This is a genomic window from Streptomyces canus, from assembly GCF_030815415.1.
GTDB classification, from domain to species: Bacteria; Actinomycetota; Actinomycetes; order Streptomycetales; family Streptomycetaceae; genus Streptomyces; species Streptomyces canus_F.
In genome coordinates this window covers 4,103,656-4,129,385 of the sequence record NZ_JAUSWW010000001.1, presented here as the reverse complement: position 1 = coordinate 4,129,385, position 25,730 = coordinate 4,103,656, and the positions used below count along the sequence as shown (strand labels likewise).

General features: G+C 71.1%; 25 protein-coding genes and 2 pseudogenes. 15 read left to right on the top strand and 12 right to left on the bottom strand.

Annotated elements, in window-relative coordinates; translation table 11 throughout:
• Positions 1–996, bottom strand: a complete 996-nt coding sequence (locus QF037_RS18960) for a hypothetical protein (protein WP_307026835.1) — start codon at positions 994–996, stop codon at positions 1–3.
• Positions 983–1,543: an RNA polymerase sigma factor gene (locus QF037_RS18955; RefSeq protein ID WP_267015047.1), complete on the bottom strand. Its 561-nt coding sequence runs from the start codon at positions 1,541–1,543 to the stop codon at positions 983–985. The genes QF037_RS18960 and QF037_RS18955 overlap by 14 nt, the downstream gene beginning before the upstream one ends.
• A gap of 131 nt (positions 1,544–1,674) precedes the next feature.
• Here QF037_RS18955 and trpS point away from each other — a divergent pair, with 131 nt between their 5' ends.
• Both trpS and QF037_RS18945 read left to right on the top strand, forming a co-directional pair.
• A complete protein-coding gene (gene trpS / locus QF037_RS18950; protein ID WP_307026832.1) occupies positions 1,675–2,688 on the top strand; it encodes a tryptophan--tRNA ligase in 1,014 nt (337 codons plus the stop codon).
• A gap of 138 nt (positions 2,689–2,826) precedes the next feature.
• On the top strand, positions 2,827–3,408 hold the full coding sequence (locus QF037_RS18945; RefSeq protein WP_307026829.1) for a 2'-5' RNA ligase family protein: 582 nt from the start codon (positions 2,827–2,829) through the stop codon (positions 3,406–3,408).
• A gap of 19 nt (positions 3,409–3,427) precedes the next feature.
• On the opposite strand, the gene QF037_RS18940 is transcribed toward QF037_RS18945, so the two are convergent.
• Together QF037_RS18940 and QF037_RS18935 are read right to left on the bottom strand one after the other, a co-directional pair.
• On the bottom strand, positions 3,428–4,183 hold the full coding sequence (locus QF037_RS18940; protein ID WP_307026827.1) for a decaprenylphospho-beta-D-erythro-pentofuranosid-2-ulose 2-reductase: 756 nt from the start codon (positions 4,181–4,183) through the stop codon (positions 3,428–3,430).
• A gap of 51 nt (positions 4,184–4,234) precedes the next feature.
• Entirely contained in the window at positions 4,235–5,584 is a 1,350-nt protein-coding gene (locus tag QF037_RS18935; RefSeq protein WP_307026826.1) for an FAD-binding protein, read from the bottom strand.
• A gap of 143 nt (positions 5,585–5,727) precedes the next feature.
• Between QF037_RS18935 and QF037_RS18930 the strand changes: the two genes are divergently transcribed.
• From QF037_RS18930 to QF037_RS18920, 4 genes and pseudogenes are all read left to right on the top strand, one after another.
• On the top strand, positions 5,728–6,264 hold the full coding sequence (locus QF037_RS18930) for a phosphatase PAP2 family protein (protein WP_307026823.1): 537 nt from the start codon (positions 5,728–5,730) through the stop codon (positions 6,262–6,264).
• Entirely contained in the window at positions 6,257–7,234 is a 978-nt protein-coding gene (locus tag QF037_RS18925) for a decaprenyl-phosphate phosphoribosyltransferase (RefSeq protein WP_307026821.1), read from the top strand. Before QF037_RS18930 ends, QF037_RS18925 begins: the two co-directional genes overlap by 8 nt.
• A 23-nt stretch (positions 7,235–7,257) precedes the next feature.
• Positions 7,258–7,350: pseudogene (locus QF037_RS51010) on the top strand (GtrA family protein); the annotation flags it as partial.
• A complete protein-coding gene (locus tag QF037_RS18920; RefSeq protein ID WP_307026819.1) occupies positions 7,338–8,243 on the top strand; it encodes a YihY/virulence factor BrkB family protein in 906 nt (301 codons plus the stop codon). The pseudogene QF037_RS51010 and the gene QF037_RS18920, both read left to right, overlap by 13 nt.
• On the opposite strand, the gene QF037_RS18915 is transcribed toward QF037_RS18920, so the two are convergent.
• Positions 8,197–9,498 (bottom strand): D-alanyl-D-alanine carboxypeptidase family protein, encoded by a 1,302-nt coding sequence (locus tag QF037_RS18915; RefSeq protein WP_373463751.1) that lies wholly within the window; start codon positions 9,496–9,498, stop codon positions 8,197–8,199. The genes QF037_RS18920 and QF037_RS18915 overlap by 47 nt on opposite strands.
• Before the next feature lie 91 nt (positions 9,499–9,589).
• Between QF037_RS18915 and QF037_RS18910 the strand changes: the two genes are divergently transcribed.
• From QF037_RS18910 to QF037_RS18895, 4 genes are all read left to right on the top strand, one after another.
• Complete coding sequence (locus tag QF037_RS18910) at positions 9,590–9,832, top strand: SCO4848 family membrane protein (protein ID WP_266888822.1); 243 nt, start codon at positions 9,590–9,592, stop codon at positions 9,830–9,832.
• 24 nt (positions 9,833–9,856) lie between these two features.
• Positions 9,857–11,203 carry a metallophosphoesterase gene (locus QF037_RS18905; RefSeq protein WP_307026815.1) on the top strand — a complete coding sequence of 449 codons (1,347 nt, stop codon included), beginning with the start codon at positions 9,857–9,859 and terminating at the stop codon, positions 11,201–11,203.
• Between the two features lie 196 nt (positions 11,204–11,399).
• Entirely contained in the window at positions 11,400–12,956 is a 1,557-nt protein-coding gene (locus QF037_RS18900; RefSeq protein WP_307026813.1) for an ABC transporter substrate-binding protein, read from the top strand.
• Positions 12,957–13,052: 96 nt separating this feature from the next.
• A complete protein-coding gene (locus QF037_RS18895) occupies positions 13,053–13,454 on the top strand; it encodes an ATP-binding protein (RefSeq protein ID WP_307026811.1) in 402 nt (133 codons plus the stop codon).
• Here QF037_RS18895 and QF037_RS18890 read toward each other — a convergent pair whose 3' ends face one another.
• Positions 13,455–14,885: a sensor histidine kinase gene (locus tag QF037_RS18890; RefSeq protein WP_307026809.1), complete on the bottom strand. Its 1,431-nt coding sequence runs from the start codon at positions 14,883–14,885 to the stop codon at positions 13,455–13,457. It abuts the gene before it with no gap.
• A complete protein-coding gene (locus tag QF037_RS18885; RefSeq protein WP_307026807.1) occupies positions 14,882–15,571 on the bottom strand; it encodes a response regulator transcription factor in 690 nt (229 codons plus the stop codon). The genes QF037_RS18890 and QF037_RS18885 overlap by 4 nt, the downstream gene beginning before the upstream one ends.
• A 168-nt stretch (positions 15,572–15,739) precedes the next feature.
• Between QF037_RS18885 and QF037_RS18880 the strand changes: the two genes are divergently transcribed.
• Complete coding sequence (locus tag QF037_RS18880) at positions 15,740–18,148, top strand: MMPL family transporter (protein WP_307037250.1); 2,409 nt, start codon at positions 15,740–15,742, stop codon at positions 18,146–18,148.
• A 10-nt stretch (positions 18,149–18,158) separates the two neighbouring features.
• On the opposite strand, the gene QF037_RS18875 is transcribed toward QF037_RS18880, so the two are convergent.
• Together QF037_RS18875 and QF037_RS18870 are read right to left on the bottom strand one after the other, a co-directional pair.
• Positions 18,159–18,899, bottom strand: a complete 741-nt coding sequence (locus tag QF037_RS18875; RefSeq protein ID WP_373463963.1) for a TetR/AcrR family transcriptional regulator — start codon at positions 18,897–18,899, stop codon at positions 18,159–18,161.
• Positions 18,900–18,913: 14 nt separating this feature from the next.
• Entirely contained in the window at positions 18,914–19,324 is a 411-nt protein-coding gene (locus tag QF037_RS18870; protein ID WP_307026803.1) for a VOC family protein, read from the bottom strand.
• A gap of 131 nt (positions 19,325–19,455) precedes the next feature.
• On the opposite strand from QF037_RS18870, the gene QF037_RS18865 reads away from it, so the two are divergent.
• From QF037_RS18865 to QF037_RS51460, 4 genes and pseudogenes are all read left to right on the top strand, one after another.
• The gene (locus tag QF037_RS18865) at positions 19,456–19,890 is read left to right on the top strand and encodes a hypothetical protein (RefSeq protein WP_307026801.1); all 435 of its coding nucleotides are present in this window, start codon (positions 19,456–19,458) and stop codon (positions 19,888–19,890) included.
• A 41-nt stretch (positions 19,891–19,931) separates the two neighbouring features.
• On the top strand, positions 19,932–20,324 hold the full coding sequence (locus QF037_RS18860) for a hypothetical protein (RefSeq protein ID WP_307026799.1): 393 nt from the start codon (positions 19,932–19,934) through the stop codon (positions 20,322–20,324).
• Positions 20,324–22,005: pseudogene (locus tag QF037_RS51005) on the top strand (DUF4132 domain-containing protein); the annotation flags it as partial. The gene QF037_RS18860 and the pseudogene QF037_RS51005, both read left to right, overlap by 1 nt.
• Positions 22,006–22,290: 285 nt before the next feature.
• A complete protein-coding gene (locus tag QF037_RS51460; RefSeq protein ID WP_444972131.1) occupies positions 22,291–22,812 on the top strand; it encodes a DUF7737 domain-containing protein in 522 nt (173 codons plus the stop codon).
• Between the two features lie 9 nt (positions 22,813–22,821).
• Here QF037_RS51460 and QF037_RS18845 read toward each other — a convergent pair whose 3' ends face one another.
• The 3 genes from QF037_RS18845 to QF037_RS18835 all read right to left on the bottom strand — a co-directional run bounded on the left by QF037_RS18845 (position 22,822) and on the right by QF037_RS18835 (position 25,665).
• Positions 22,822–24,102 (bottom strand): M48 family metallopeptidase, encoded by a 1,281-nt coding sequence (locus QF037_RS18845; protein WP_307026794.1) that lies wholly within the window; start codon positions 24,100–24,102, stop codon positions 22,822–22,824.
• 119 nt (positions 24,103–24,221) lie between these two features.
• Positions 24,222–24,995, bottom strand: coding sequence for a hypothetical protein (locus tag QF037_RS18840; RefSeq protein WP_307026793.1), 774 nt, complete (start codon positions 24,993–24,995; stop codon positions 24,222–24,224).
• A gap of 61 nt (positions 24,996–25,056) precedes the next feature.
• Entirely contained in the window at positions 25,057–25,665 is a 609-nt protein-coding gene (locus QF037_RS18835) for a Uma2 family endonuclease (protein WP_307026791.1), read from the bottom strand.
• Positions 25,666–25,730 lie beyond the last annotated feature (65 nt).

The following is a 25,730-nucleotide window of genomic DNA, read 5'->3' as shown; positions in this document are numbered from 1 at the left end:
CTATTTCGGGGACTTCTCCAGCGACTTCGCGATCTCCACCGCCCGCGCCCGCGATGCCACGCCCTCCAGCCGCAGCGTCACGTCCTCGGTGCCCGTCCCATGGCTCCACAGCAGGGTCGGCCCGGCGGTCCGCTCGGTGCGGGTGTAGCGCTCCCCGCCCGTGTCCACCAGCCAGAAGCTCAGCAGGTGGGGGCGCGGAAACCACAGAGCCGTGTCGTTCGCCCCGCCGACGTCCTCGGGGTCGGCGCCCAGGGAGATCCATTCCGGCTGCTCGCGCACGGTCTTCGTGAAGGCGATGTCCAGACCGGCCGCGAACTGGTCCAGCCGGATCGTCCTCCCCCGCTCACGCCAGCACAGGGTGACCACGGTCCGCCCCTGCGGCTCCGCGGTCACCGCCACCGCGTCCGGGCTGCCGAACGCGTCCGGAACCAGCGGCGCGAACCCGGCCCGCCGCTCGGCCTGCGCAAGGGACACCGAGCGGCCGCAGCCGGGCGCCCCGGCGCCGGGCGAGGGCGTCGCCGACGGGTCGTACCGCACCTCGACCCCGGCGAAACCGAACCAGTCGTAGACCGCGGCCCGCACCGGCGGGGTGAGCACGAGCACCGTCAGCAGGCCGCACAGCGCCGCGCTCAGGGAGCGCCACCGCATCCGCGTCCAGCGCCGCACCGCGGTCAGCCGCTCACGGACGGGGGGCGGCTCGGCCACCGGGACCGGCACCTGGTCGGCGAGTATCTGCCCGAGCACCCGCTCGACCATGGTCTCGGAGCCCACGGACCCGTCGGCCTCCTCGCCCCCGGGCGCGTCCAGCGACCTGCCCAGCGCCCGCAGCTCCTCCGGCAGCCGGGAGTCACCGCCCCGCGACGCCCGCCCACGGCCACGCCCCCACGGACCCGGACCCCGGTCACCGCCGCGACCGCGCGGACCCCGGCCACCGGCGCCCTCGGGCCCACGGCCGCCCTCACCGCCGTACGGCTCTCGCCCCTCACTCACGCTCATCACCCCCTTCCCGAGGCTCGAAATCCGGCAGCAGCCGACTCAGTTTCCGCAGCGCGCGGTTCAGCCGGGACTTCACCGTGCCCCGGGGCCAGCCCAGCGCCTGGGCGGTCTCGGACTCGTCCATCTCCAGCAGATAGCGGTAGGTGACGACCAGGCGATGCTCCTCGCTCAGCTTCTCCAGGGCGGACAGCAGGGCCGCGCGGCGCTCCGTCTCGAGGGTCGCCACCGCCGGATCCGCAGCCTCCGGTATCAGCGGCTCAGCCTCCACGAACGCTGCCTCGCGGCCGGCGAGCGTGCGCTGGCGGGCCGCCGTACGCACTGTGTTCCTCGTCTCATTGGTCACGATCGACAGCAGCCACGGCCTGAACGACGCGCCGTCCTTGAACCGGCCCAGCGCGCAGTACGCCTTGACGAAGGCCTGCTGCACCACGTCCTCCGCGTCCGCACCCGCCCCCAGTGCCGCGGCCGCCCGCAGCGCGATGCCCGTATGGGCGCGCACCAGCTCCGCGTACGCCTCCGGCTCTCCGGCGCGTACCCGTGCGATCACCGCGGCCTCATCGACGATGCGGCCCCCCTCCCGCGTTCTCACACCTTTGTTACACCGCAGGAGACGGATCGGTTCCCATCTGTTTCCGACCGGTCCCGGATCGGGGGCCGGTACCTGAGAGAATGGTGAGCATGGCCTCTGATCGTCCCCGCGTGCTCTCCGGAATCCAGCCCACCGCAGGCTCGTTCCACCTCGGCAACTACCTCGGCGCCGTCCGCCAGTGGGTAGCCCTGCAGGAGTCCCACGACGCGTTCTACATGGTCGTCGACCTGCACGCGATCACGATTCCGCAGGACCCGGCGGAGCTGCGGGCGAACACCCGCCTGGCCGCCGCCCAGCTCCTGGCCGCCGGCCTCGACCCCGAGCGCTGCACGCTGTTCGTCCAGAGCCATGTCCCCGAGCACGCCCAGCTCGCCTGGGTCATGAACTGCTTCACGGGCTTCGGTGAGGCCTCCCGTATGACCCAGTTCAAGGACAAGTCCGCCAAGCAGGGCGCGGAGCGGGCCTCCGTCGGCCTCTTCACGTACCCGATCCTCCAGGTCGCGGACATCCTGCTCTACCAGGCCAACGAGGTCCCGGTCGGCGAGGACCAGCGCCAGCACATCGAGCTCACCCGCGACCTCGCCACGCGCTTCAACGGCCGCTTCGGCGAGACCTTCACGCTTCCGAAGCCGTACATCCTCAAGGAGACGGCGAAGATCTACGACCTTCAGGACCCATCGATCAAGATGAGCAAGTCGGCGTCCACACCGAAGGGCCTGATCAACCTCCTCGACGAGCCGAAGACCACCGCCAAGAAGGTCAAGAGCGCGGTCACCGACACCGACACCGTCATCCGCTTCGACGCCGAGAACAAGCCCGGTGTCAGCAACCTGCTCGGCATCTACTCGACCCTGACGGGTACGGGAATCGCGGAACTGGAGCAGAAGTACGAGGGCAAGGGCTACGGTGCGCTCAAGACGGACCTCGCCGAGGTCATGGTCGAGTTCGTGACGCCGTTCCGGGAGCGCACCCAGCAGTATCTGGACGACCCCGAGACACTGGACTCGATCCTGGCCAAGGGTGCCGAGAAGGCGCGCGCGGTGGCCGCGGAGACGCTGGCACAGGCCTACGACCGGGTCGGCTTTCTGCCCGCCAAGCACTGAGGCGTAGGCCCGCACACACGTACCACTGGACAGAGCGCTGCACATCACTACGGTTGCGCCTGCCCACAACACAGCCGTGGCCGTACAGTCGATAGCCGTACGGCCGGGACGAACCCGACAGGAAGACAGGGAGACGACGTGGGGACCGTAACGATCGGCGTGTCGATCGCGGTCCCGGAGCCTCACGGCAGCCTGCTCCAACAGCTGCGCGCGGGCTTCGGTGACGCCGCGGCTCACGGTATCCCCACGCATGTCACGCTGGTGCCGCCGACCGAGGTCGAGGACACCGCGCTCCCCGCCATCGAGGCGCATCTGACCGAGGTCGCCGCGGCGGGTCGGCCGTTCCCGATGAAGCTGTCCGGCACGGGTACCTTCCGGCCCGTGTCGCCGGTGGTGTTCGTCCAGGTCGCGGAGGGCGCCGAGGCCTGCACCTGGCTGCAGAAGCAGGTGCGTGACGCGTCGGGGCCGGTGGCGCGTGAGCTGCAGTTCCCGTATCACCCGCATGTGACCGTCGCCCACGGCATCGACGACGAGGCGATGGACCGGGCGTACGAAGAGCTCGGTGACTTCACCGCCGAGTGGCCCTGCACGGGCTTCGCTCTGTATGAGCAGGGCGCTGACGGAGTGTGGCGCAAGCTGCGCGAGTACGCCTTCGGGGGGATTGTTGTGCCGCCGCAGGGTTCGGCGCCCGTGGAGTCGCGCAGTTTCCCGCGCCCCTGAAGGGGCGCGTCCGAACCGCTCAGACCGGCAGCCTTCGGAACAGCTCTCGCGGTACGTGCCGCAGGGCCGACATCACCACGCGCAGCACCCCCGGCACCCACACCGTCTCCGAGCGGCGCCTCAGACCCAGTTCGATCGCCGTCGCCACCGCCTCCGGTGTCGTCGCCAGTGGTGCCTCCGGAAGGCCCGCCGTCATCTTCGAACGTACGAACCCGGGGCGTACGACCATGACGTGCACGCCGGTGCCGTGCAGGGCGTCGCCCAGGCCCTGGGTGAAGGCGTCGAGGCCGGCCTTGCTGGAGCCGTAGATGAAGTTGGAGCGACGGGCGCGTTCGCCGGCGACCGAGGAGAGGACCACCAGGGAGCCGTGGCCCTGCGCCTGCAACGCGCGCGCGGAGACCAGGGCGGCCGACACCCCGCCCGTGTAGTTGGTCTGCGCGACCCGCACCGCGCTCGCCGGCTCACGCTCGTCGTGCGCCTGGTCGCCGAGGATCCCGAAGGCGAGCAGCACCATGTCGATGTCGCCCTCCGCGAAGACCTTGCCGAGGACCGTCTCGTGGGACTCGGGGGTGAGCGCGTCGAAGGCGACGGTGTGTACGTCGGCCCCCAGTGCGCGCAGATCGGTCGCGGACCGTTCCAGCGCGGGGGAGGGGCGGCCCGCCAGCCACACCGTGCGGCAGCGACGGGCGACGAGGCGGCGCGCGGTGGCCAGCGCGATCTCGGACGTGCCGCCGAGGACGAGCAGGGACTGGGGGATGCCGAAGGCGTCCTTCACGACAGCAGCTCCTAGAGGTTGCCTGGGGTGAGCGGAAGTTGCCGGGATTGCCTAGAGGGAGAGACGGCGCGACAGGTCCGAGACGAACACCGCGCGCGGGTCCAGCTCGGCGCGCAGCGCCCGGAAGTCGTCGAGGCGCGGATACATCGCCGCGAGCAGCTCGGGCCGCAGCCGGGAGTCCTTGGCGAGGTAGACGCGGCCCCCGGCGGCGGCCACCTCCTCGTCCAGTTCGTCCAGGAGGGCGCCGAGGCCCGGCAGGCCCGCCGGGATGTCGAGGGCGAGCGTCCAGCCGGGCACGGGGAAGGAGAGCCAGCCCGGGTCGGCGTCGCCGAAGCGCTTGAGGACGGCCAGGAAGGAGGGGCAGCGGCGCTCCGAGACGCGGCGCACGATCCGGCGCAGGGCCTCCTCCTGGCCGTACCCGACGACGAACTGGTACTGCACGAGGCCGCCGCGGCCGTAGACGCGGTTCCAGTGGGGCACGCCGTCCAGGGGGTGGAAGAAGGCGGAGATGCTCTGGAGCTGCCCGGTACGCGCGCGTGGCGCCTTGCGGTACCAGAGCTCGTTGAAGAGGCCCACGGTCGTCCGGGTGAGCAGGCCCTCCGGGAGGTGGGCGGGCATCGCCGGGAGCCGGGAGGTGCGCAAGGCCAGCGGCTCTCTGCGCGCGCGGGTGCCGAGCGCCTCCAAGGGCGCGTGGTCGCCGCCGGTCAGGACCGCGCGCCCCGTCGCCGCACCGCGCGCGAGCAGGTCGATCCAGGCGACCGAGTAGCGGTACCGGTCGTCGGAGGCCGACAGACGGGCCATCAGGTCGTCCAGGTCCCGTGCCCGTTCGGTGTCCACCGACATCAGCGCCGTTTCGACCGGCTGGAGCCGGACCGTCGCGGTCAGGATCACGCCGGTCAGGCCCATGCCGCCGGTGGTCGCGTCGAACAGGGGCGTGCCGCGGCTCACCGTGCGGACCTCGCCGTCGGCGGTGAGGAGTTCGAAGGACAGGACGTGCCGCGAGAAGGCACCGCAGACGTGGTGGTTCTTGCCGTGGATGTCGGCGCCGATCGCTCCGCCGACCGTGACCTGGCGGGTGCCGGGCGTCACCGGCACGAACCAGCCCAGCGGCAGCAGCACCCGCATCAGCCGGTGCAGGGAGACGCCCGCGTCGCACAGCACGATGCCGTCGGCGGCGTCGATCACGTGGACGCGGTCCAGGCCCGTCATGTCGAGGACCGCTCCGCCGGCGTTCTGCGCGGCGTCCCCGTACGCCCGTCCCAGGCCTCTGGCGATGCCTCCACGGGGTCCGCACCCCCGGACGGCGGCCGCGGCCTCCTCGTAGGTCCGTGGGCGGATCAGGCGGGCCGTGGTGGGTGCCGTGCGGCCCCATCCCGTGACGGAAACGGTCTCGGCAGACATGTCGGTGACCGTATCGCCCTTGAGTGGGCGATTGATTCCCAAACATTCCGGGACATTCATCCTCTCCCCGAAATGGGTGATTAATGGGATGTCGCTCAATATTGCCGGAGTTATCCCGGTGCTGACGTGAACAGTGGCTCTCCATGGACCGATTCGACGACCGCGCCCGCCCCGACGCCCTCGACGGCATGGATCACCGCATCCTCGCGGCGTTCCGGGCGTGCGGTGCCGACCCGCGCGTCGGCGGTGCCGCGCGTGCCCTGTCCTGGGCCGGCGAGCACGGGGCACTGTGGCTCGCGGCGGGCCTCGCGGGGGCCGCCGTGGACAGCGCGCGGCGCGGCGCCTGGCTGCGCGGAACAGCGCTCGTCGCTGGCGCGCACGTCGTCAGCATGGGCGTGAAGAGGGTGGTGCGGCGCCCGCGCCCCGCGCACGTCGAACCCCTCGTCCGCACCGCCGGCCGACACTCCTTCCCGAGCTCGCACGCGGCCTCCGCGACCGCCGCCGCGGTCGCCTTCGGCGTACTGGGGGCACGCGCCCTCCCGCCTTTCGCCGCCGCGATGTGCCTCTCGCGCCTGGTCGTCGGAGTCCACTACCCCTCGGACGTCGCGGCGGGCGCGGCACTGGGAGCGCTCACGGCACGCGCCGGAGCGCGCTGGATGCGAGGCGGCGCGTGTGACTGAGGCAGCGCCCCTCACCAACAGCGCGCCCTCCAAGAGCACGGCGCTTCTGGAGCAGCGCACGCCTCCACGCCGCACCCCACCACCCCGCGAGGGCTCCCTCCTGGGCGGCCTCGTCAGGACCGCGCGCCCCAAGCAGTGGGTCAAGAACATCCTCGTCATCGCCGCCCCGGCCGCGGCGGGGCAGCTCTTCACCGCGCACGCCCTCACCCGACTCGCTCTGGTCTTCGCGCTGTTCACGGCCTGCGCCGCCGCCGTCTATCTGATCAACGACGCCCGCGACGCCGAGGCCGACCGCGCCCACCCCACCAAACGCCACCGCCCGGTCGCCGCCGGACGGGTCCCCGTGTCCCTCGCGTACACCGTCGGAGGCGTCCTCGCCGCCCTCGCGCTCGCCGGAGCCGTCTGGCTCACCCCGCCCCTCGTCCCGGCCCTGCTGGCCGCCTACCTGGGCATGCAACTGGCCTACTGCGTCAGCCTCAAGCACGTCCTCGTCGTGGACCTCGTCCTGGTCGCGACCGGGTTCCTGATGCGGGCCATGGTCGGCGGGCTCGCGCTGGGCATCCCGCTCTCACGGTGGTTCCTGATCACGACCGGATTCGGGGCCCTGTTCATGGTGGCGGCCAAGCGCTACTCGGAAGCGGTGCAGATGGCCGGGGAAGCGGGCGCCACGCGGGCGTTGCTGACCGAGTACACCACCGGATACCTGCGGTTCGTCTGGCAGTTGGCGGCCGGCGTCGCCGTCCTCGGGTACTGCCTGTGGGCGCTGGAGGAAGGCGGCACACACAGCAGTGTGCTGCCCTGGCGTCAGCTGTCCGTGGTCGCCTTCATCCTCGCCGTCCTCCGCTACGCCGTCTTCGCCGACCGCGGCACGGCGGGCGAACCCGAGGAGGTCGTCCTGGGCGACCGCGCCCTGGCCCTCATCGGCCTGGTCTGGCTCGCGATGTACGGGCTGGCGGTGACCCCTTGGTAGACACCCGCGGAGAACTCCTCGGCATCGGCACGGCATCCGCCACTGTCCTGCGCTTTCGGGGTACCCGCACATGGGTGTTCCGCACCGAGGGGAGAGTCGGATCATGGACTGGCTGAAGAAACTCCCTGTGGTCGGGCCGGCGGTCGCCCGGCTGATGGCCACGCACGCGTGGCGGTCGTACGAGCGCCTGGACCGGGTGAAGTGGGCCCGGCTGGCCGCCGCGATGACGTTCATCAGCTTCATCGCGCTGTTCCCCCTGCTGACGGTGGCCGCCGCGGTCGCCGCCGCGACCCTCAGCACGTCGCAGCAGAAGGAACTGCAGGACAAGCTCGCCGACCAGGTGCCCGGCATCTCCGACCAGCTGGACATCGAGAGCCTGGTCGCGAACGCCGGCACCATCGGCCTCATCGCCGGCGCCGTCCTGCTGTTCACCGGCATCGGCTGGGTCGGCAACGTGCGCGAGTGTCTGCGCGCGGTGTGGGAGCTGCCCGACGAGGAGGGGAACCCGCTCCTGCGCAAGGCCAAGGACACAGGCGTGCTGTTCGGCCTCGGCGGCGCCCTGCTCGTCACGATCGCCGCGTCCACCGTGGGCTCCGCCATGGTCGGCTGGATCAGCGATGAGATCGGCATCGACCGGGAGGGCTGGGGCGCGGTCCTGCTGCGGACCGTCGCGTTCCTGATCGCCGTACTCGCCGACTTCCTGCTGCTGCTCTACGTCCTCACCCTGCTGCCCGGCGTCCAGCCGACGCGCCGCCGGCTGCTGGTGGCGGCGCTGATCGGCGCGGTCGGGTTCGAACTGCTGAAGCTGCTGCTCAGCGGCTACATGCAGGGCGTGGCGTCGAAGAGCATGTACGGCGCTTTCGGCGTCCCCATCGCGCTGCTGCTGTGGATCAACTTCACGTCGAAGCTGGTGCTGTTCTGCGCCGCCTGGACGGCGACGCAGAGCAAGGAGGACACGGACGTCAGTGCCGCCGACGTACCAGATCCGGCAGTGGCCACCGGCGGTTGACGAGGAACGCGCCCGCCGCCAGCAGCACCAGCACCCCACCGGTGATCGCCAGGGCGATACCGATGCCGCCCGAGCCGTCCTCGACGGCGGCCGCCATCGGCTTGCCGGAAGCCGGACCCGAAGCCGAGGCGGACGCCCCGCCCGCCTGGCCGCTGTCGTTCGCCCCGGCCGGGGCACGCGCCTCCGCACCCTTCGGCGGCACCAGCTCACCCACCGGCTCGACCTTGCCCGCGGCCTTGAAACCCCAGTCGAAGAGCTTGGCGGTCTCCTTGTAGACCTCGTTGTGCTCGTCCTTCTCCGGGTTCATGACCGTGACCAGCAGCACCTTGCCGCCCTGCTCGACGACGCCGGTGAAGGTGGCGCCGGCATTGGTGGTGTTGCCGTTCTTCACGCCCGCGATGCCCGGGTAGACATCGACGTCGGAGTCGCCGGACAGCAGCCGGTTGGTGTTCTGGATCTCGAAGGACCCGCGGACCTTCTTGCCCTTCTTGTTCTTCTTGGTCTCGCCGGGGAACTTCGCGGTGACGGTCGAGGAGTACTCGCGGAAGTCCTTCTTCTGCAGCCCGGAGCGGGCGAACAGCGTCAGGTCGTACGCGCTCGACACCTGCCTCGGGGCGTCGTAGCCGTCCGGGCTGACCACGTTCGTGTCGAGGGCCTGGAGTTCCTCGGCATGCTCGTTCATCTCCGCGACGGTGTTCTTCACACCGCCGTTCATCGCGGACAGCACATGCACCGCGTCGTTGCCCGAGCGCAGGAAGACGCCGAGCCACAGGTCGTGGACCGTGTACGTCTCGTCCTCCTTTATCCCGACCATGCTGGAGCCGGCGCCGACGCCCGTCAGGTCCGCAGGGACGACCTTGTGCTCGGTGGTGCTGGGGAACTTCGGCAGGAGCGTGTCGGCGAACAGCATCTTCAGGGTGCTCGCCGGGGCCAGCCGCCAGTGCGCGTTGTGCGCGGCCAGCACCTCGCCCGACTCCGCGTCGGCCACGATCCACGACCGCGCGCTGATGTCCTTCGGCAGCACCGGCACCCCGCTCGCCAGATTGACCTGCGTCCCGGGCTGCCCGAGCCGGGCGCCGCCGACGGTCGACATCTTCGCGGGGGGAGTGGCCGACGGACTGGCCGAGGACGAAGCCGAGGCCGACGGCTTCGGACTGGGGGCCGCGAAGGCGGGCGCGGCGGCCAGTGCGAAGGACGTCAGGGCGGCGGAAGTGACCAGCAGGGCGCGCCTGGCGGTCTTCTGAGGTGCGGACACGGTCGGAAACGTACATGCCGGGGGCCGGGAAGTCCCGCCGCCCGCCCCACCCCGGACGCGGAACCGGACACCCGGCGGAGATACTGGGCGTATGAAGCTCAGCCGCCCCGTCTCCTGGTTCCTGCTCGCCTTCGGGGTGTGGAGCTGGATCATCTGGATCACTTTCGTCAAGAATCTCGTCAAGGACGGCAGCGGGCTGGCGTTCGACGACGCGGGCGACCCGACCGCGTACTTCTGGGTGCACCTGCTGCTCGCCGTCGTTTCCTTCGTATTGGGGACGGTCGTCGGGGCCATCGGGTTGCGCGGAGTGCGCGCACTGCGCCAGACGTCATAAAAGAGAACTGAGGGATACGACTCCGTGGTCATCGTCTTCGCGCTGCTCGCCCTGGGCGTCCTGGTGACGGGCAACTGGTACCTGTGGCGCCGGTTGTTCCGCGACACCACCGAGCGCCGCGGCTGGGTGCGCCGCGCGGGTGCCGCGCTGATCGCCGGCGGCTGGCTGATGGCGGTCGGCGCCCTCGTGGGCGAGCGCACCGGCGCTCCCTTCTGGCTGCAACGCGTGCTGGCGTGGCCCGGTTTCCTGTGGCTCGCGCTGTCGATCTACCTGCTGCTCGGTGCGGTGGCGGGTGAGGTCGTACGGCCCCTGCTGCGACGTTTCCTCGAACGGCGGGACAGGCGACGGGCGCCCGCCGAGGCCCTCCTGCCGCGGCCCGAAGCCGTACCGCAGCCGGAATCCGTCCCGGCGGGCGCGCCGCCCGAGGAATCACGGGCGGCCGGGCCGCAGCCGCCCGCCGCGGAAGCGGCCCCGGACGCAGGCCCGAAAACAGACCCGGAAACCGAGCCGGAATCCGCCCCTGGCGCCGCCCCGGGAACGCCGCTTCCCTCCCGCCGACTCTTCGTCTCCCGTGTGGCCGCCGGTGCCGCGGCCGCCGCGGCGATCGGGACCGTCGGGTACGGCACGTACGGCGTCCTGCGCGGCCCGAAGGTCAAGCGGGTCACCGTGCCGCTGGCCAAGCTGCCGCGCGCGGCGCACGGTTACCGCATCGCCGTCGTCAGCGACATCCACCTCGGTCCGGTCCTCGGCCGCGGTTTCGCGCAGACGGTCGTCGACACGATCAACTCCACTCAGCCCGACCTGATCGCGGTCGTCGGCGACCTGGTGGACGGCAGCGTGAAGGACCTCGGCCCCGCGGCGGCACCCCTGGCCCGACTCCGGGCGAAGCACGGCACGTTCTTCGTCACCGGCAACCACGAGTACTTCTCCGGCGCCGACCAGTGGGTGCGGGAGGTACGGCGGCTCGGTATGCGCCCGCTGGAGAACGACCGTACGGAACTGCCGTACTTCGACCTCGCCGGCGTCAACGACATCGCGGGCGAGAGCGAGGGCCGGGGCCCCGACTTCACCAAGGCGCTCGGCGACCGCGACACGGCACGCGCGTGCGTGCTCCTCGCCCACCAGCCCATCCAGATCCACGACGCCGTCGACCACGGCGTGGACCTCCAGCTCTCCGGCCACACCCACGGCGGCCAGCTCTGGCCCGGCAACCTCGTCGCCGAGCTCGCGAACCCGACCGTCGCGGGGCTGGAACGGTACGGCGACACCCAGCTCTACGTCAGCCGCGGCGCCGGCGCCTGGGGTCCGCCGACCCGGGTGGGCGCCCCGTCGGACATCACGGTGATCGAACTGGCGTCGGGGCAAGCCTGAGAAGCAGGCCCGTGACCCCTCCCGGCGGACGCTGTGGGGGCCCTGTGAAACCCGGCGGTAACACCTCGCGGCAATGACTTTCTCAACTCTCAAGATCCCTCTTCCCCGAGCTGAAACGCGTGTGGTTAGGTGAGCCGCGCCGCCAGGGGAGGCGGCGCTTGCGCTGGGGGCCGAGAGGGCTCCGGGGAGGGCACCGATGCGATCGGTTCGCATACGGATTCTCGCGACGCTGCTGGTGTTGGCGGCCGTCGGAGTGGGCGGCTGGCAGCTGATGCCGTCGCAGGAGAATTCGGGCAAGACCATCAAGGTGGGCACGTCGGACGTCGTCACGTCACTCGACCCGGCCGGCGCCTACGACGCCGGGTCCTGGGCCCTGTTCAGCAACGTCTTCCAGTCCCTGCTGACCTTCGACGCGGGCGGCGCGAAGCCGGTGCCCGACGCGGCGAAGAGCTGTGCGTTCACCGGCGGCGATCTGCGCACCTACCGGTGCACGCTGCGGGAGGGGCTCGCCTTCCCGAGCGGGCGCGCGATGACCGGCGAGGACGTGAAGTACTCCTTCGACCGCGTCAAGAAGATCAAGTCGGACGTCGGCCCCTCCGCGCTGCTGGACACCCTCAAGTCCGTGTCCGCGAGCGGCCTGACCGTCACCTTCCGGCTGTCCACCCCGGACGCCACCTTCCCGTTCAAGGTGGCCACCGGGGCCGGCTCGATCGTCGACCGCACCAAGTACCCGGCCGACGGCCTGCGCACCGACAACGGCGTGGACGGCACCGGCCCGTACGAGCTGACGGCGTATACGAAGAACAAAAAGGCGGACCTCTCGCCCAACGGCCGCTACGAGGGCGCGGTCAAGGACGCCGGACGCCCCGTCGAACTGCGCTACTACAAGGACGCCGACGCCCTCGACAGCGCCTGGGAGAAGAAGCAGGTCGACGCCGCCACCCGGCAGCTGCCTCCGAAAACGCTCGCCGAGCTGAACCCGAGCGACCCGACCATGCGGGTCTCCGAGGCCGACAGCTCCGAGGTCCGCAACCTCTACCTCAACACCCGCGCCTCCTCGCCGCTGCGCGACACCAAGGTCCGCCAGGCGATGGCCTGGCTGATCGACCGAGAGCGGCTGGCGGCCACGGTGTACGAAGGGACCGTGGACCCGCTGTACTCGCTCATCCCGACGGGCATCACCGGCCACACCACGGCGTTCTTCGACGCCTACCCGAAACAGAGCGCCCAGAAGGCCCGCGCCCTGCTCGCCGAGGCCGGAGTGAGCCTGCCGGTCCGCTTCACCTACGGCTACGGCATCGGCCGCGCCTCCGCCGCCCAGGAGGCGAAGGAGATCAAGCGGCAGCTGGAGGCGAGCGGTCTGTTCAAGGTGACCGTCAAGGGCTACGAGTGGACCGACTTCCAGAAGCGCTGGGTCGGCGGCAAGCTCGACGCGTACGCGGTCGGCTGGGTCGCGGACTACCCCGACCCGGACACCTACGGCGGCCCGCTCGTCGGCACCGACGGAACCATGAGCACCGGCTACAGCAGCGGCCGGGTCGACGATCTGATTCAGGCCAGTCAGCGGTTCGAGGACCGCGGTGACGCCACGGACGACTTCCGGTCGCTGCAGGACGCCGTCGCCCGAGATGTTCCGGTCATTCCGCTCTGGCAGGCCAAGGAGTACGTGGTGACCAGCGAGGACGTCGGCGGTGGCCAGTATCTTTCGGACGGCACCGGTGTCTTCCGGCTCTGGCGGCTCAACTGGATCTGACGCGATCTCGCGGCTTTGACATTCGCCGGTGTGACGCGGGGTAACAGCCCTACGCAACACCATGTGACGGAGGTGTGGGCGGGGTGAGGAGCAAACGTGTTGAGACGCAACTCCTTCCGGCTGCCCCGGCACCCGGCTTCCGTCGGTCTCGCCCGGCGCCGGGTGCGGGACCATCTGACCGACTGGGGGCACGGGACCGACGACGCGGCGCTGGCGGACGCCGTACTGCTGGTGTCCGAGCTGGCGACGAACGTCGTACGCCACGGGCCTTTGCTGGAACGCGAGTTCGAGGTGGCGGTGACCGCGCTCGCCGACGGCTCGTGCCTCATAGAGGTGTCCGACGAAGGGCAGATGGAGCCCCGGCTCAGGGTGGTCGGGGAGTGGGAGGAGGCCGGCCGCGGGCTGCATCTGGTGGAGACCGTCGCCGCCGCATGGGGGGTGTGGAGCCGAGGGCGGCACGGCAAGACCGTGTGGGCCCTCGTGCCGGCGAACACCTGACTACGTGCGCGCCGGCAGGATGACCGTCACCGTCAGCCCCTCGCCGGGAGCCGTCCGCACCGCCACCCGCCCGCCGTGTGCCTGTACGACCCCCTGCACGATCGCCATGCCGAGCCCGCTCCCCGCGCCCCCGCCGGCCCGGAAGAACCGGTCGAAGATACGCGCCGCGTCCTCGTCGCAGAGCCCGGGACCCTCGTCCTCGACACACAGCCGTACGACCCCGTCCGACCGCTCCACCCCGAGCCGCACCGGCACGTCGGCGGGCGTGTGGGTGCGCACATTGCCCACCAGGTTGCCCAGTACCTGCCGCAGCCCCGACTCGTCGGCGTGCACCAGCAGCGCGCCCTCGGCGCCGACGCTGACGGGCCGGTCCGGCTGCTGCACCCGCAGGTCCTCGGCGGCGTCCCGCACCAGACGGCTCAGATCGACGTTGCGGAACCGCAGTTCGGGCTGCTGGTCCAGGCGGGCGAGCGTGAGCAGCTCGTCCACCAGCCGCCCCATCCGGTCCGCCTCCGCCATCACCCGCGCCCAGGCCCGCTTGCGCTCGGCCTCCTCCCGCAGCATGCCCTTGTCGTACAGCTGGAGATAACCGCGTATCGCCGACAGCGGGGTGCGCAGCTCGTGCGAGGCGTCGGCGACGAACCGGCGCAGCTGGGACGCGCTGCGCTCGCGCGTGCGGTACGCCGACTCCACCTGCTGGAGCATGGAGTTGAGGGCGACGCGCAGCTGCTCGACCTCCAGCGTGGCCTCCCGGCTGGACGGCACCCGCCGGGTCAGATCCCCCTCGGCGATCGCCGACGAGGTCTCCACCATGTCCTCCAGCGGCCGCATCCGGCGCCGCACGCTGAACATCGTCAGACAGGCCAGCAGCGCCAGCAGCAGGGTGCCTATGGCGAGATCGAGCTTGACGGCCTTGGCGACACCTCTGTGGACGGCCTCGGTGGAGGTGGCGAGCAGGACGTACGTGCCGTCGGCGAGGCGGGTCGCGGTCGCCCGGTAGGCGTCGCCGCCCACCCGGATGTCGTGCGGTTCGGTGTCGGTGGCCAGCACGCGCGGATCGCCCACGGCGGCCGCGAAGTCCCGCTGGACCTCGCTCGGCGAGTATCCGGCCAGGGAGAGCGTGTCACCCCGCTCGTCGACGAGCGTGAGGAGCTCGTCCGGCCGGGTCTCCTCCACGCTCTGCCGCATGAACTGCTCGCGCACGATCGCCAGGTCGGTGAGGCCCTCGATCATCTCCAGCGTGAGCTGGGAACCGCCCAGCGACTTTCGCGTCTGGTCGAGTTCGCCGTCGATCTGGTCCAGCAGGTAGTACCGCATGCCCATCACGCTCACCGCGGTCGCCGCGACGATGCCGAGCGCCAGCAGCGCCACGTTCGCCAGCGTCAGCCGGGCGCGCAGCGAGTGCCGGGACAGGGTGCGGGGAAACCTCATGCGAGCCCGTATCCGACACCGCGCCGGGTCGTGATGACCGGCGGCCCCAGCGCGTCCAGCTTGCGCCGCAGATAGCTGATGTAGGTCTCCACGATCGTGGACTCGGGCGGGGTGTGCTCGTACTGCCAGACGTGGCGCAGGAGTTGCTCCTTCGGCACGATCCGCCCTCCGTTGCGCACCAGGAAGCGCAGCAGCGCGTACTCGGTGGGGGTCAGCTCGACGGACCGTCCCGCGCGGTGGACGCTGTACGTCGTCTCGTCCAGCTCCAGATCGCCGTACGTCAGGGGCGGCCGCTGCGGCAGCACGTCGGCGTGGCGCGTCCGCCGCAGCACCGCGGTGACACGGGCGATGACCTCGTCGATGTTGAACGGCTTGGTGATGTAGTCGTCGCCGAAGCCGAGGGCGCCGACGATGTCACCGGGCGAGTCGCGCGCGGTGAGGAACACCAGCGCCATGTCGGGGCGCTCGGCGCGCAGCCGGCGTCCCAGGGCGCGTCCGTCGCCGTCGGGCAGCATGACGTCGAGCAGCGCCACGTCGGGCCGGGTGCGCTCGGTGAGCGCCAGGGCCTCGCGGACGGTGCCCGCGATCATCACCTCGAACCGGTGGTAGCGCAGCGCGATGGCGAGGACGTCCGCGATGCTCTCCTCGTCCTCCACTACCAGCACGGTGCCTGGGGCCGTCGTCATGCCCCCCAGTATCGGCGCAGCCACTGACAGCCGGGCGGTTCGGTGCTTTGGAGTTCCTTGAGAGTCGGTCTTGTCCGGTGTCCACGCGCACGTGCCGGCGCCAGTCTTGTTGCCCAGGACCTGGGGGACCAACCGACCGACAAATAGGGAGCGTTGATCGTGGCGGCATTGGCACGGTGGTGCTATCGGCACCGGCTGGTGGTCCTGTTGCTGTGGGTGGGGACGGTGTTCGGTGTGGGCTTCGCGGGTTCCGCCGCGGGCACGGACTACGCGAACACGTTCTCGCTCCCGGACACGGACTCCACGCGCGCGTACGACCTGATGGAGAAGGCCTTCCCGCAGAGCGCGGGCGACACCGACACGGTGGTGTGGAAGGTCGACGAGGGTTCCGTGCGGGACGAGTCCGTACGGTCGCGGATCGAGCCCGCGCTGAAGGAGATCGGCGCGATGAAGGGGGTCGGCGAGGTCACCGACCCCTACGCGGCCGGCGGCGCGGCGCAGATCAGTGAGAACGGGCGGATCGCCTACGCCCAGGTGACGTTCGTCGAGCAGGCCAACGCCGTGCCCAAGGAGCTCGTCGAGGACGTCGTCGACACCGCGCAGGCGGCCGAACGCGACGGACTCCAGGTCGAGTTGGGCGGTCAGGCGATCACCCGGACCCAGGAGCCGCCGACCGGCATCGCCGAGATGGTCGGCATCGTCGCCGCGGCGGTCGTGCTCTTCCTGGCCTTCGGCTCGCTCTTCGCGATGCTGCTGCCCCTGGTGGTCGCCATCGCGGCCCTCGGCACCGGACTGATGGCGACGTCGCTGCTCAGCCATGTCACCGACGTGCCCGAAGTCGCGCCGCTGCTCGGCTCGCTGATCGGTCTCGGCGTCGGCATCGACTACGCCCTGTTCATCGTGACCCGGCACCGCCGCGGCATCCTGCGGGGCATGAAGCCCGAGGAGTCGGCGGTCGTCGCGCTCAACACCTCCGGGCGCGCGGTGCTGTTCGCGGGCGGCACGGTGTGCATCGCGCTCGCCGGCATGCTCGTGATGAACATGCGGTTCCTGGACGGCGTGGTCATCGCGACCTCGCTGACGGTGGTGCTGAGCGTGCTGGCCGCGGTCACCCTGCTGCCCGCGCTCCTCGGCCTCCTCGGCATGCGCGTCCTCAGCCGCCGCCAGCGGCGCAGGCTCGCCGCCACGGGACCGGAGCCGGAGCTCACGAGCGGACTCGCGGCGCGCTGGTCGGCGTATGTCCAAAAGCGCCCGCGCGCGGTCGCCGGGCTGGCCCTCGTGGTCATGGTGATCCTGGCGCTGCCCGTGCTCTCCATCCGGCTCGGCGCCACCGACCAGGGCAACCACCAGGAGTCGACGACGACCCGGCAGGCCTACGACCTGCTCGCCGAGGGCTTCGGACCCGGCTTCAACGGCCCGCTCCAGGTGGTCGTCTCCGAAGGCGACGCACAGGGGCTGGTCTCCCGTATCGAGTCCACCGAGGGCGTGGCCCAGGTGGCCGCCGTACCGCCCGCGAACGGTGTCACGCTGATCCAGGTCGTCCCGACGACCTCACCGCAGTCGGAGAAGACCGACCAGCTCATCGACCGGCTGCGCGACGACGTGATCCCCGCCTCCGGCGCCGAGGCCCACGTCGGCGGTGTCACGGCCGTCTTCAAGGACTTCGCGTCCGTGACCGGCGAGCGGCTGCCGTACTTCGTCGCGGCGATCATCTCGCTGGGCTTCCTGCTGCTGCTCGTGGCGTTCCGCTCGCTGGTGGTCCCGCTGACCGCCGCCCTGATGAACCTGATCGCGGCGGCAGCGTCCTTCGGCGTCCTGGTGGCGATCTTCCAGTGGGGCTGGGGGACGGAGCTCATCGGCATCGGCAAGGAGGGCCCGATCACGGCGTTCCTGCCGGTCATCATGCTCTCCCTGCTGTTCGGCCTCTCGATGGACTACCAGGTGTTCCTGGTGAGCCGGATGCACGAGGAGTGGGTGCACACGAAGGACAACGCGCGCGCGGTCCGGGTGGGCCTGGCGGAGACCAGCCGGGTCATCAACTGCGCCGCCCTGATCATGATCTGTGTCTTCTCCGCGTTCGTCCTCAGCGGCGACATGGAGGGCGCCATGGCGGGCATCGGCCTCGCGGCCGCGGTCGCCCTGGACGCGTTCATCCTGCGTACGGCGCTGGTGCCGGCCGCGATGCATCTGCTCGGCAAGTCCAACTGGTGGCTGCCGGAGGGGCTGGAGAGGCGGCTGCCGCATCTGGCGGTGGAGCCCAGGGAAGAGGCTGTCACGGAGACTCCCGCCGAGGACGACGGTCCGGCGTCCGTCGTCCACGGCATCGTCCGGGACACCGACGGCGAGCCGGTCGCGGGGGCGGCGGTGACGCTGCTGTCGAGGGGCGGCCGCCAGCTGGACCGGGTGGTGTCCCTGGCGGACGGCTCGTACATCGTGTCGGTGCCCGCCCCGGGCACGTATCTGCTGTCGGCCTCGGCGCCTTCGTACGGCTCGCGCGCGAGTCAGGTGGTCGTGAGCGAGGGGCCGCTGGTGTACGACGTGGAGCTGGTCGAGGGCGAGCTGGACTCGGTGAACTGACGCGGGGTTCCTAGGGCTTCCTGCCGGGGTCGGGCATCATCTTCGTCATCCCCGGCAGGAAGTCCGTGAACAGCTCGTGCACCTCGCGCACGAGCGGCCGCAGCACCCGGAACCGGGCCAGCGCGACCCCGCGCGCCGTGAGCCGGGCGCCGCGCTCGGCGAGCCGGTAGCTCCGCTCGCGCCCCTCGGTCCGATCGAAGATCCAATAGAGCACGAGCCCCATCTGCGAGAGCCACATCAGCTCGGGCAGCACATCCCGCAGATCCTCCGGCACCTTGGTCCTCGTACCGGCCAGCACGTCGCGGTGGACGCTGATGGCCTCCACGCGCGCGTGCTCCGACTCGGGGGAGAACGGGCTGAGCGGGCTGTCCGGGTCGGCGGCGTTCTTGAAGAACTGCACCGCGAACTCGTGGTACGGCGTGGCGATGTCCAGCCATGCCCGCAGCACACCGGCGAGCCGCGCCTCCAGGTCGCTCTCCCGCTCCAGGACCTCCCGGACCGCCACCTGGTGCTCGGCGGCGATCCGGTCGTAGAAGCCCTGGATCAGGTGCTCCTTGCCCTCGAAGTAGTAGTAGGCGTTCCCGACGGAGACCCCGGCCTCCTTGGCGATGGCCCGCATCGTCGTCTTGTCGTAGCCGCGTTCCTGGAACAGCCGCATGGCCGTTTCCAGGATCAGGGCGCGGGTCTGCTCGGACTTGCTGGGCGTACCGCCCTCTTCGCTGTTCGCGGGCACGACGCAGAGCCTAACCAGTGACGCGGGTGCGCTCAGGGGCGGCGTCCCAGCTCCGGCCGCTTGGTGTAGTCCGTGAACCCGAGGACGTTGCCCCACGGATCGGCGATCTCGACGGTCCAGCCGGTGGCCGTGGAGAAGGGCCCGTCGAGCAGCTCGAGGTCCGCGTTCCGCAGCTCCCGTGCCGCCACGCGCGCGTCCGGCACCTCCAGCCACAGGCGCGGGGCGGGCCACGGCGGCGGACGGTGCCCGATCCCCTCCTCCTGCCGGAGCAGGATCCCCGGGATCTCGCCGCCGGCCTTCAGTACCGCGATCCCGGCCTCCTCGTGCCGGACCGCCACCGCGAACCCGGCGCGCTCGTAGAAGCCGACGGCCTCGCCGAGGTCACCCACGGGCAGCAGGACGTTGTCGAAACCGAGCAGCTCGTACGACTCTTCATCTGACATGCCATCAGATTAGGTGCGGGGCCGGCGGTTGCCCCGCGGGCTTTCCGCGGGGTCACTCATTGGGCCGAGACGAGGGCCCTCGCGTCGGTACGCTGAGCCGTCTTCAGTGCCGTGTGGCGGAGGGGGCGGGAATGGTTCCGGGAACAGAGGCCTTCCTCGACGAGGTGCGAGTGGCTTTCACGGACGTCGCCGAGAGACTGGGCCTGAGCGGACCCGGCGAGGGGGAGCGGGACCGGCACCTCGCCGTCGCGACCTACACGGGTCCCGGCGTGCGGTACCGGATCGTCCTCGGCCTGTGGGACGGCGACGTCGAGATACACGCCTGCCGCGAGACGGGGCTGACCGAGTGCAAGGTCGGCATCGGCAGGCTGGCAGTCGCCGCGGGAGTGGCCGACAGCCCGGTCTCCTTCGGCGCCCGCAGTCTGCGGCAGCTGAGGAAGTCGCTGGCCGGACAGGTCCGTTACGTCGAGCTGGTGCATCCGCTGGTCTCCGGGGAACCGGAGGCGGCCGTCGCGCTGATGCGGGCCGCGGGGGCGCGGGAGTGGAGCAGGCCTGCCCTGCGGTGACGCCGGGCCCGTTGTCAGTGGCGGGTCGTACTGTCGGCGGCATGGGAATCGTGATGTTCGTCGACGAGACGACGAGCGGGAGCCGTAGCGACGGCTGGGGCCTGGAGATCGCCGAGGAGCGGCTCAGTGTGCGGGAGTTGATCCGGCGCCGGGTCTTCCAGGAGGTCGCCGAGTACAACGCCCGTACGCCGGAGGTCTTCCAGGGCCTGGTCCAGCCCGAGGACACGGAGCGCGTGCTGAACGGCTACGCCCTGCGCACGCCCCGTCGGATAGACCCCGAGAAGCAGTCCGAGCTGGCGCTGAAGGCGTTCGCCGGGAACGGGTTCCTGGTGCTGGTCGGCGACCGCCAGGTCACCGAGCTCGACGAGGAGATCGAGCTGGTGCTCGGCACGGAGGTCACGTTCCTGAAGCTCGTCGCACTGGTGGGTGGCTGATGATCGAGTCGCCCGCCGAGTACGCCCGGCTGGTCCGGGAGATCCTCGCCCTGATCAGTGCCGAGGACGCGGATCGCCTGGTGCCGGAACTGCTGGCGCTCGCCGAGATGGTCGACGACCACTGGGGCTGGGAGCACCGCAAGGTGATCGACGCCGTGCGGGGCGCCGACGAACGGTTCCAGGGACGGCTGGTGCATGTCCTCGCCGCCCGGTACCACGCGCTGGAGCCCGGCACGGGCGCGCGGCGCAGCATCGTCGCCCTGCTCGGCAATCTCGGGGACGTGCGGATGCCGGCCGAGGACAAGTCCCTCGACACCCGGGCCGCGCTGCTGAGCCTGTCGGCCGAACAGGACGTGCACTACGAGTGCGAGCAGCTGATCCGGCTGGCCGAACTGGAACTGGCGGACGGCCGGGAGCTGCCCGGCGAGTTCGTCGCCGTGGTCCGCCGCACCCACCTGACGCTGTGGAACGGCAAGGCGAAGCTGGGGCCCTTGGCTGCGCGGCTCAATCGCCCCGTCGTGAACCCCGGTGAGGCGTGGGCGGACCTGGCCCTGGCTGAGCTGCCCGAACTCGCCCCAGCCTGGGAGCAGTTGCTGGCCCACGCCGCCACCGCCAACGCCGCCCGCCCCTCCGCGAAGTGGGAGAAGGCCGGGCGGGCGCTGATCGAGGCCGTCGGCCCGGAGGAGGCGCGCTCGCGACTGGTGCCCTGGCTGCGACTGGTGGGCCGTCCCCGCACCCGCCCGCTCCTCAACCGGGGGTGGAGCGCCGACCCCAACGCGACCTTCGACCCGTTCAACGCCGATGCCCTGCGCGGCCTGGCCTGGCTCCTGTCCTTCCTGCCGCCGCACCCCGAGACCGCCCGCACCCTCGGCGCCCTCGTGGAGACCTCCCTGCGCAAGGTCCCCGGGCTCGGCCCGCGCAACCCCAAGGTCGCCAACGCCGGCGTCACCGCCCTCGCCCGCATCGACAGCGAGACCGCCCTCGCCGAACTGGCCCGGCTCGCCACCCGCGTCACCTTCAAGGGCACGCTCAAGCTGCTCGACGGGGCCCTGGACGCGCGGGCCGAGGCGAGGGGCCTCAGCCGCGAGGAGATCGAGGAACTGGCGGTCCCCGCCTACGGACTGACGGAGGTGGGACGGGCCGAGCACCGGCTCGGGGACGTCACGGGCCTGGTCGAGGTCCACGGCACCAAGGCGGTGCTGAGTTGGCGCAACGCGACCGGCAAGGCCGTCAGGAGCGTGCCGGCCGCCGTCCGCCGGGACCACGCCGACGACCTCAAGGACCTCAAGGCGGCCGTCAAGGACATCGACAAGATGCTCTCGGCCCAGAGCGAGCGCCTGGACCGCCAGTTCCTGGCCCGCCGCACCTGGCCCTACGCCGCCTGGCGCGAGCGCTGCCTCGACCACCCGCTGGTGGGCACCCTCGCCGCCGCCTCCTGTGGAAGGTGGACGGCAGGACGGTGGGCTACGCCGAGGGCGCCCTGCGCACACTCACGGACGACCCGGTGGACAGCGGCACCGAGGTATCCCTCTGGCACCCGGTGGACCACGAACCCGCCGAGATCGTCGCCTGGCGCGACTGGCTGGAACGGCACGGCATCACCCAGCCGTTCAAGCAGGCCCACCGCGAGGTGTACCTGCTGACGGACGCCGAACGCGCGACGGGCACCTACTCCAACCGCTTCGCCGCGCACTTCCTGCGCCAGCACCAGTTCCACTCCTTGGCGGGGGTCCGCGGCTGGCGCAACAAGCTCCGCCTCAGCGTCGACGACGAGGCGCCGCCGGCCGTCCGCGAGCTGCCCCAGTGGGGTCTGCGCGCCGAGTACTGGATCGAGGGCGACGGCGGCGAGCACTACCAGGACATCACCGAGTCCGGCAGCTTCCTGCGCCTGCGCACCGACCAGGTCCGCTTCTACCCGATCGACGCCCCGGAGAACTCGGCGCACTGCTGCGGCGGCGAGTACCGCATGTGGCTGCGCGACGGCCAGGACCCGGTCGAGGCTCTGCCCCTGGACTCGATCCCCCCTCTCGTCCTGTCCGAAGTCCTGCGCGACGTCGACCTGTTCGTCGGCGTGGCCAGCGTCGGCAACGACCCCACCTGGCAGGACGGCGGCCCCGACGGCCGCTTCCAGGAGTACTGGACGTCGTACGGCTTCGGCGAGCTGGGCCAGAGCGCGCAGACACGACGCATCCTCCTGGACCGCCTGATACCTCGCCTGGCCATCGCCGACCGCTGCACCCTGGAGGGCCGCTTCCTGCACGTGAAGGGCAACCGCCACACGTACAAGATCCACCTCGGCTCGGGCAACATCCTCCGCACCCCGAACGACCAATACCTCTGCATCGTCCCGAAGTCCAACGCGGCGGCCCAGCAGGCGGGTTACCTCCCTTACGAGGGAGATCGCATGCTGGCGGTCATCCTGAGCAAGGCGATGATGCTGGCGGCGGACACGAAGATCACGGACCCGACGATCCTGAGCCAGCTGTAGTGCGGGCCTTCACGCGTCGATACCGTCCCTGACGAGTTCCCGCGCCACCTCCGCCCGCGGTCCCGAGAGTTCGGCGGCGATGCGGCGGGCCCGTTCGGCGTCGGCCTTCACCGAGGCGGGCAGGGGCGGGCTGTCGAGCAGCAGGCGGCGTCGCAGATGCGTCGGCGGGTGCGTCGCGTCGACGCTGTGGCCGCGGCGGGCGCCCGCGCGGCGCTGGCGTTCGACTTCCGACTCGGGGACCGAGTCCATGTGACGGGTCAGCGCCTCCCACAACCCCTCGGCGTCCGCCGAGGTGGTCCGGCCCGACCCGCGCATACGCCTGCCGTTGGCCTCGCGATACAGCGTCGTCTCCACCGACTCGGTGACATGGAGGCGATCCATCAGCCCGACCGCGGCCTCGGTGGACCCGGCGCGGGCGGCCGCGGCGTCGGCGAGGTACTCACTGCGGCGGGCGGAGCTGGAGGTCAGCAGGTCGAGGAGCAGCACGAGGCCCCCGATGAGCGCGCGAGGCACGACGTACAGCAGGTTGACGAGCGCTTCCACCAACGTCGGCTCCTGGATGGGCGACAGGTAGTAGTGCCATGTCGTCAGCGACCTGTACGCCGTTCCCACGACCATCCCGTGCCGGGTGTCCCCGTGGGTGAAGTGGCCGAGTTCATGGCCCAGGAGAGCGATCCGCTGCTGTGGGGTCAGGACCTCCCACAACGGCAGCCCCAGCGTCAGCATCCGACGACGCAGACCGAGATGCGTCACGCTCGCGTTGGCCTGTGCGTCGACGACGACGATGTCCACGCTCCGGGTGCCCGGCAGGGCGGCGACTTCGTCGATCAGCGCATACAGTTCGGGCGCGTCGTCCCGGGCCAGGACGCGGGCGTGACCGGGCAGTCGGTTCAGACGTGGCCGGAGCGTCCAGGCCAGCGCCAGCAGGAGCAGACCGGGCACCATGCCGATGCCGCCCCAGCCACCGACCAGGAACCAGATGCCGCCCCCGGCCAGCGCGGCGGTCACCGCGTGCACCGTGAGCGCGATCGCATAGGCCAGCATCCCTGCCGCCGTACGTCCGTTCCAGTGCCGCTCGTCCCCGGTGCTCAGCTCGGTGACCAGCCGCTCACCGTGGCGCTGCGCCAGCCGGCGGCGCAGCCGCCCCAGCCCACCCTTCTCCTCGTCCGCCCCCTGCGGATCCACGTTCCAGTCACAGGCCGCGCACCACACGGTGAACCGGCGGTCGGCACGGATCTCCACCCCGCACTGCGGGCACGGCTGGACTGTCTGTTCCCCGGCGGCACGCATCGGCGCACCCTCCCCCTCCCGGCAGCCCCTCCCCAGAGGCTGCTGTGTACATGGCGAGGGCAGTGGATCACAGTCGCGCAGACCTGGCCAACTCGCCTGCCGAAGGCACCGCCGCAGGCTCAGCAGCCGTCCGTCCGACGCGTGGTCACGGCGATGTCGTCGAGACGGATGTCGTACGAGGACGGGGTCGGGTCGGCCTGGTACAGCTGCCAGCCGAGCTTCAGCTTGTCGAAAGCCGGGAACTCGAAGTCGTCGGTGGTGCCGCCGTGTTCCTTCGTGGACACGGTCAGGTCGGACTGCTCGACGCCGTCGAAGTAGACCGTGACCCGGTTGTCCGTCGCGTCCAGATGGAACTCGACGCACTGCCACGCACCGCCCACCGCCGGTGCGGAGGTCTTCCACGACGTCCAGTCGCCGGTGGGGCCGAGGTCGGAGCCGACGCCCCAGAAGTTGCCCCGGTCGGTGGGGGCGTACTGCCCGCCCAGGGGCCGGACGAGTGTGGGGGAGTCGGATCCGGACGCCTCGGCGATCGTCCAGTGCGCCCAGTCCGGGGCCGTCGGGAAGGCGTCCACCCGGACGCGCAGACGGGCCCAGTAGCTGTTGCCGGGGGCGGTCAGGTCGGGGAAGACGAGGAAGGCGCGGCCGTTGCCCTCGGTGTGGATCCGGAGTTCACGGCCGTGGCCCGTGCTGCTGGGGGCGACCGTCAGGGTGCCGTCGGCGGTGTCGGCGGTCCAGCCGTGGCCCTTCGTCACCGGGCCCAGGGGGAGACGGTCGAAGCTCTCCCGGGCGAGGGTGCCGTGCGGGGTGGGGGCCGCCGAGGAGGAGGCGGGGAGCGCGATCAGTACGGCCGCCGCGGCGGAGAGGGAGGCGGCGGCTTTCTTCAGGAAGGGCATGGGGCCAGTGTGCAACCGGCGTCGCACAAGTCCCAGGTGTCACAGGGGAGTTGGCTGGATCTCAGCCGCTCTTCGGCTGGCCTGCCTTCAGGATCTCCGTCACGTCGAGGGTGACCTTCGCGCCGATGGAGCCGGGGAGGGCGACGATCTCGCCGGGGGCGTGGACGCGGTGCGTCTCGTACGTGTCCTCAGTAGGGTCGGTGAGGACATGGAGGCGCTGATGTTCGCGGTCGACGATGACGTAGACCGGGATCTTCGCCTGGGCATAGGCAGTGACCTTGGCGCGCAGATCGTTCTGGTAGTTGCTGGAAGTCACCTCCAGGACGAAACGGAATGCGATCGGGTCGTAGCAGTTGTTCTCGACCAGGTGATCCTCGAAATCTGCGTCGACGACAACGAGATCGGGGATCGCATAGTCTTCGGCGCCAGCCGGGAGCCAGAGCCCCACTCCTTCGAGGACCTCGGTTTCGTCACCGTCCAGTCCGGCGGCGACAAAGGGGCGCCTCAACCGGGACAGAGCGCGGGCATGAGCACCGTTGGGGGGCGGCGACACGACGATCAATCCTCCGATGATCTCGACGCGGTACCCCGGATTGCGGTCCATGAGCCGGTTGGCCGCCGAGATCAGCGGACGGTCGTCACGGGGCCGCTCGACGGATGCTGCGGACATCGCGTGCCTCCCGTGGGCTGGTGTCGAGAGCATCATCGTAGGCCGACCACCACCGGTATGTCCTT

Bases quoted from the DNA above. Each gene is read 5' to 3' on its own strand.
- QF037_RS18960 (WP_307026835.1), bottom strand. From the start codon at position 996: ATGAGCGTGAGTGAGGGGCGAGAGCCGTACGGCGGTGAGGGCGGCCGT.
- trpS (WP_307026832.1), top strand. From the start codon at position 1,675: ATGGCCTCTGATCGTCCCCGCGTGCTCTCCGGAATCCAGCCCACCGCA.
- QF037_RS18935 (WP_307026826.1), bottom strand. From the start codon at position 5,584: ATGTCTGCCGAGACCGTTTCCGTCACGGGATGGGGCCGCACGGCACCC.
- QF037_RS18930 (WP_307026823.1), top strand. From the start codon at position 5,728: ATGGACCGATTCGACGACCGCGCCCGCCCCGACGCCCTCGACGGCATG.
- QF037_RS18920 (WP_307026819.1), top strand. From the start codon at position 7,338: ATGGACTGGCTGAAGAAACTCCCTGTGGTCGGGCCGGCGGTCGCCCGG.
- QF037_RS18910 (WP_266888822.1), top strand. From the start codon at position 9,590: ATGAAGCTCAGCCGCCCCGTCTCCTGGTTCCTGCTCGCCTTCGGGGTG.
- QF037_RS18900 (WP_307026813.1), top strand. From the start codon at position 11,400: ATGCGATCGGTTCGCATACGGATTCTCGCGACGCTGCTGGTGTTGGCG.
- QF037_RS18890 (WP_307026809.1), bottom strand. From the start codon at position 14,885: ATGAGGTTTCCCCGCACCCTGTCCCGGCACTCGCTGCGCGCCCGGCTG.
- QF037_RS18885 (WP_307026807.1), bottom strand. From the start codon at position 15,571: ATGACGACGGCCCCAGGCACCGTGCTGGTAGTGGAGGACGAGGAGAGC.
- QF037_RS18870 (WP_307026803.1), bottom strand. From the start codon at position 19,324: ATGTCAGATGAAGAGTCGTACGAGCTGCTCGGTTTCGACAACGTCCTG.
- QF037_RS18865 (WP_307026801.1), top strand. From the start codon at position 19,456: ATGGTTCCGGGAACAGAGGCCTTCCTCGACGAGGTGCGAGTGGCTTTC.
- QF037_RS18860 (WP_307026799.1), top strand. From the start codon at position 19,932: ATGGGAATCGTGATGTTCGTCGACGAGACGACGAGCGGGAGCCGTAGC.
- QF037_RS51460 (WP_444972131.1), top strand. From the start codon at position 22,291: ATGTGGCTGCGCGACGGCCAGGACCCGGTCGAGGCTCTGCCCCTGGAC.
- QF037_RS18845 (WP_307026794.1), bottom strand. From the start codon at position 24,102: ATGCGTGCCGCCGGGGAACAGACAGTCCAGCCGTGCCCGCAGTGCGGG.
- QF037_RS18840 (WP_307026793.1), bottom strand. From the start codon at position 24,995: ATGCCCTTCCTGAAGAAAGCCGCCGCCTCCCTCTCCGCCGCGGCGGCC.
- QF037_RS18835 (WP_307026791.1), bottom strand. From the start codon at position 25,665: ATGTCCGCAGCATCCGTCGAGCGGCCCCGTGACGACCGTCCGCTGATC.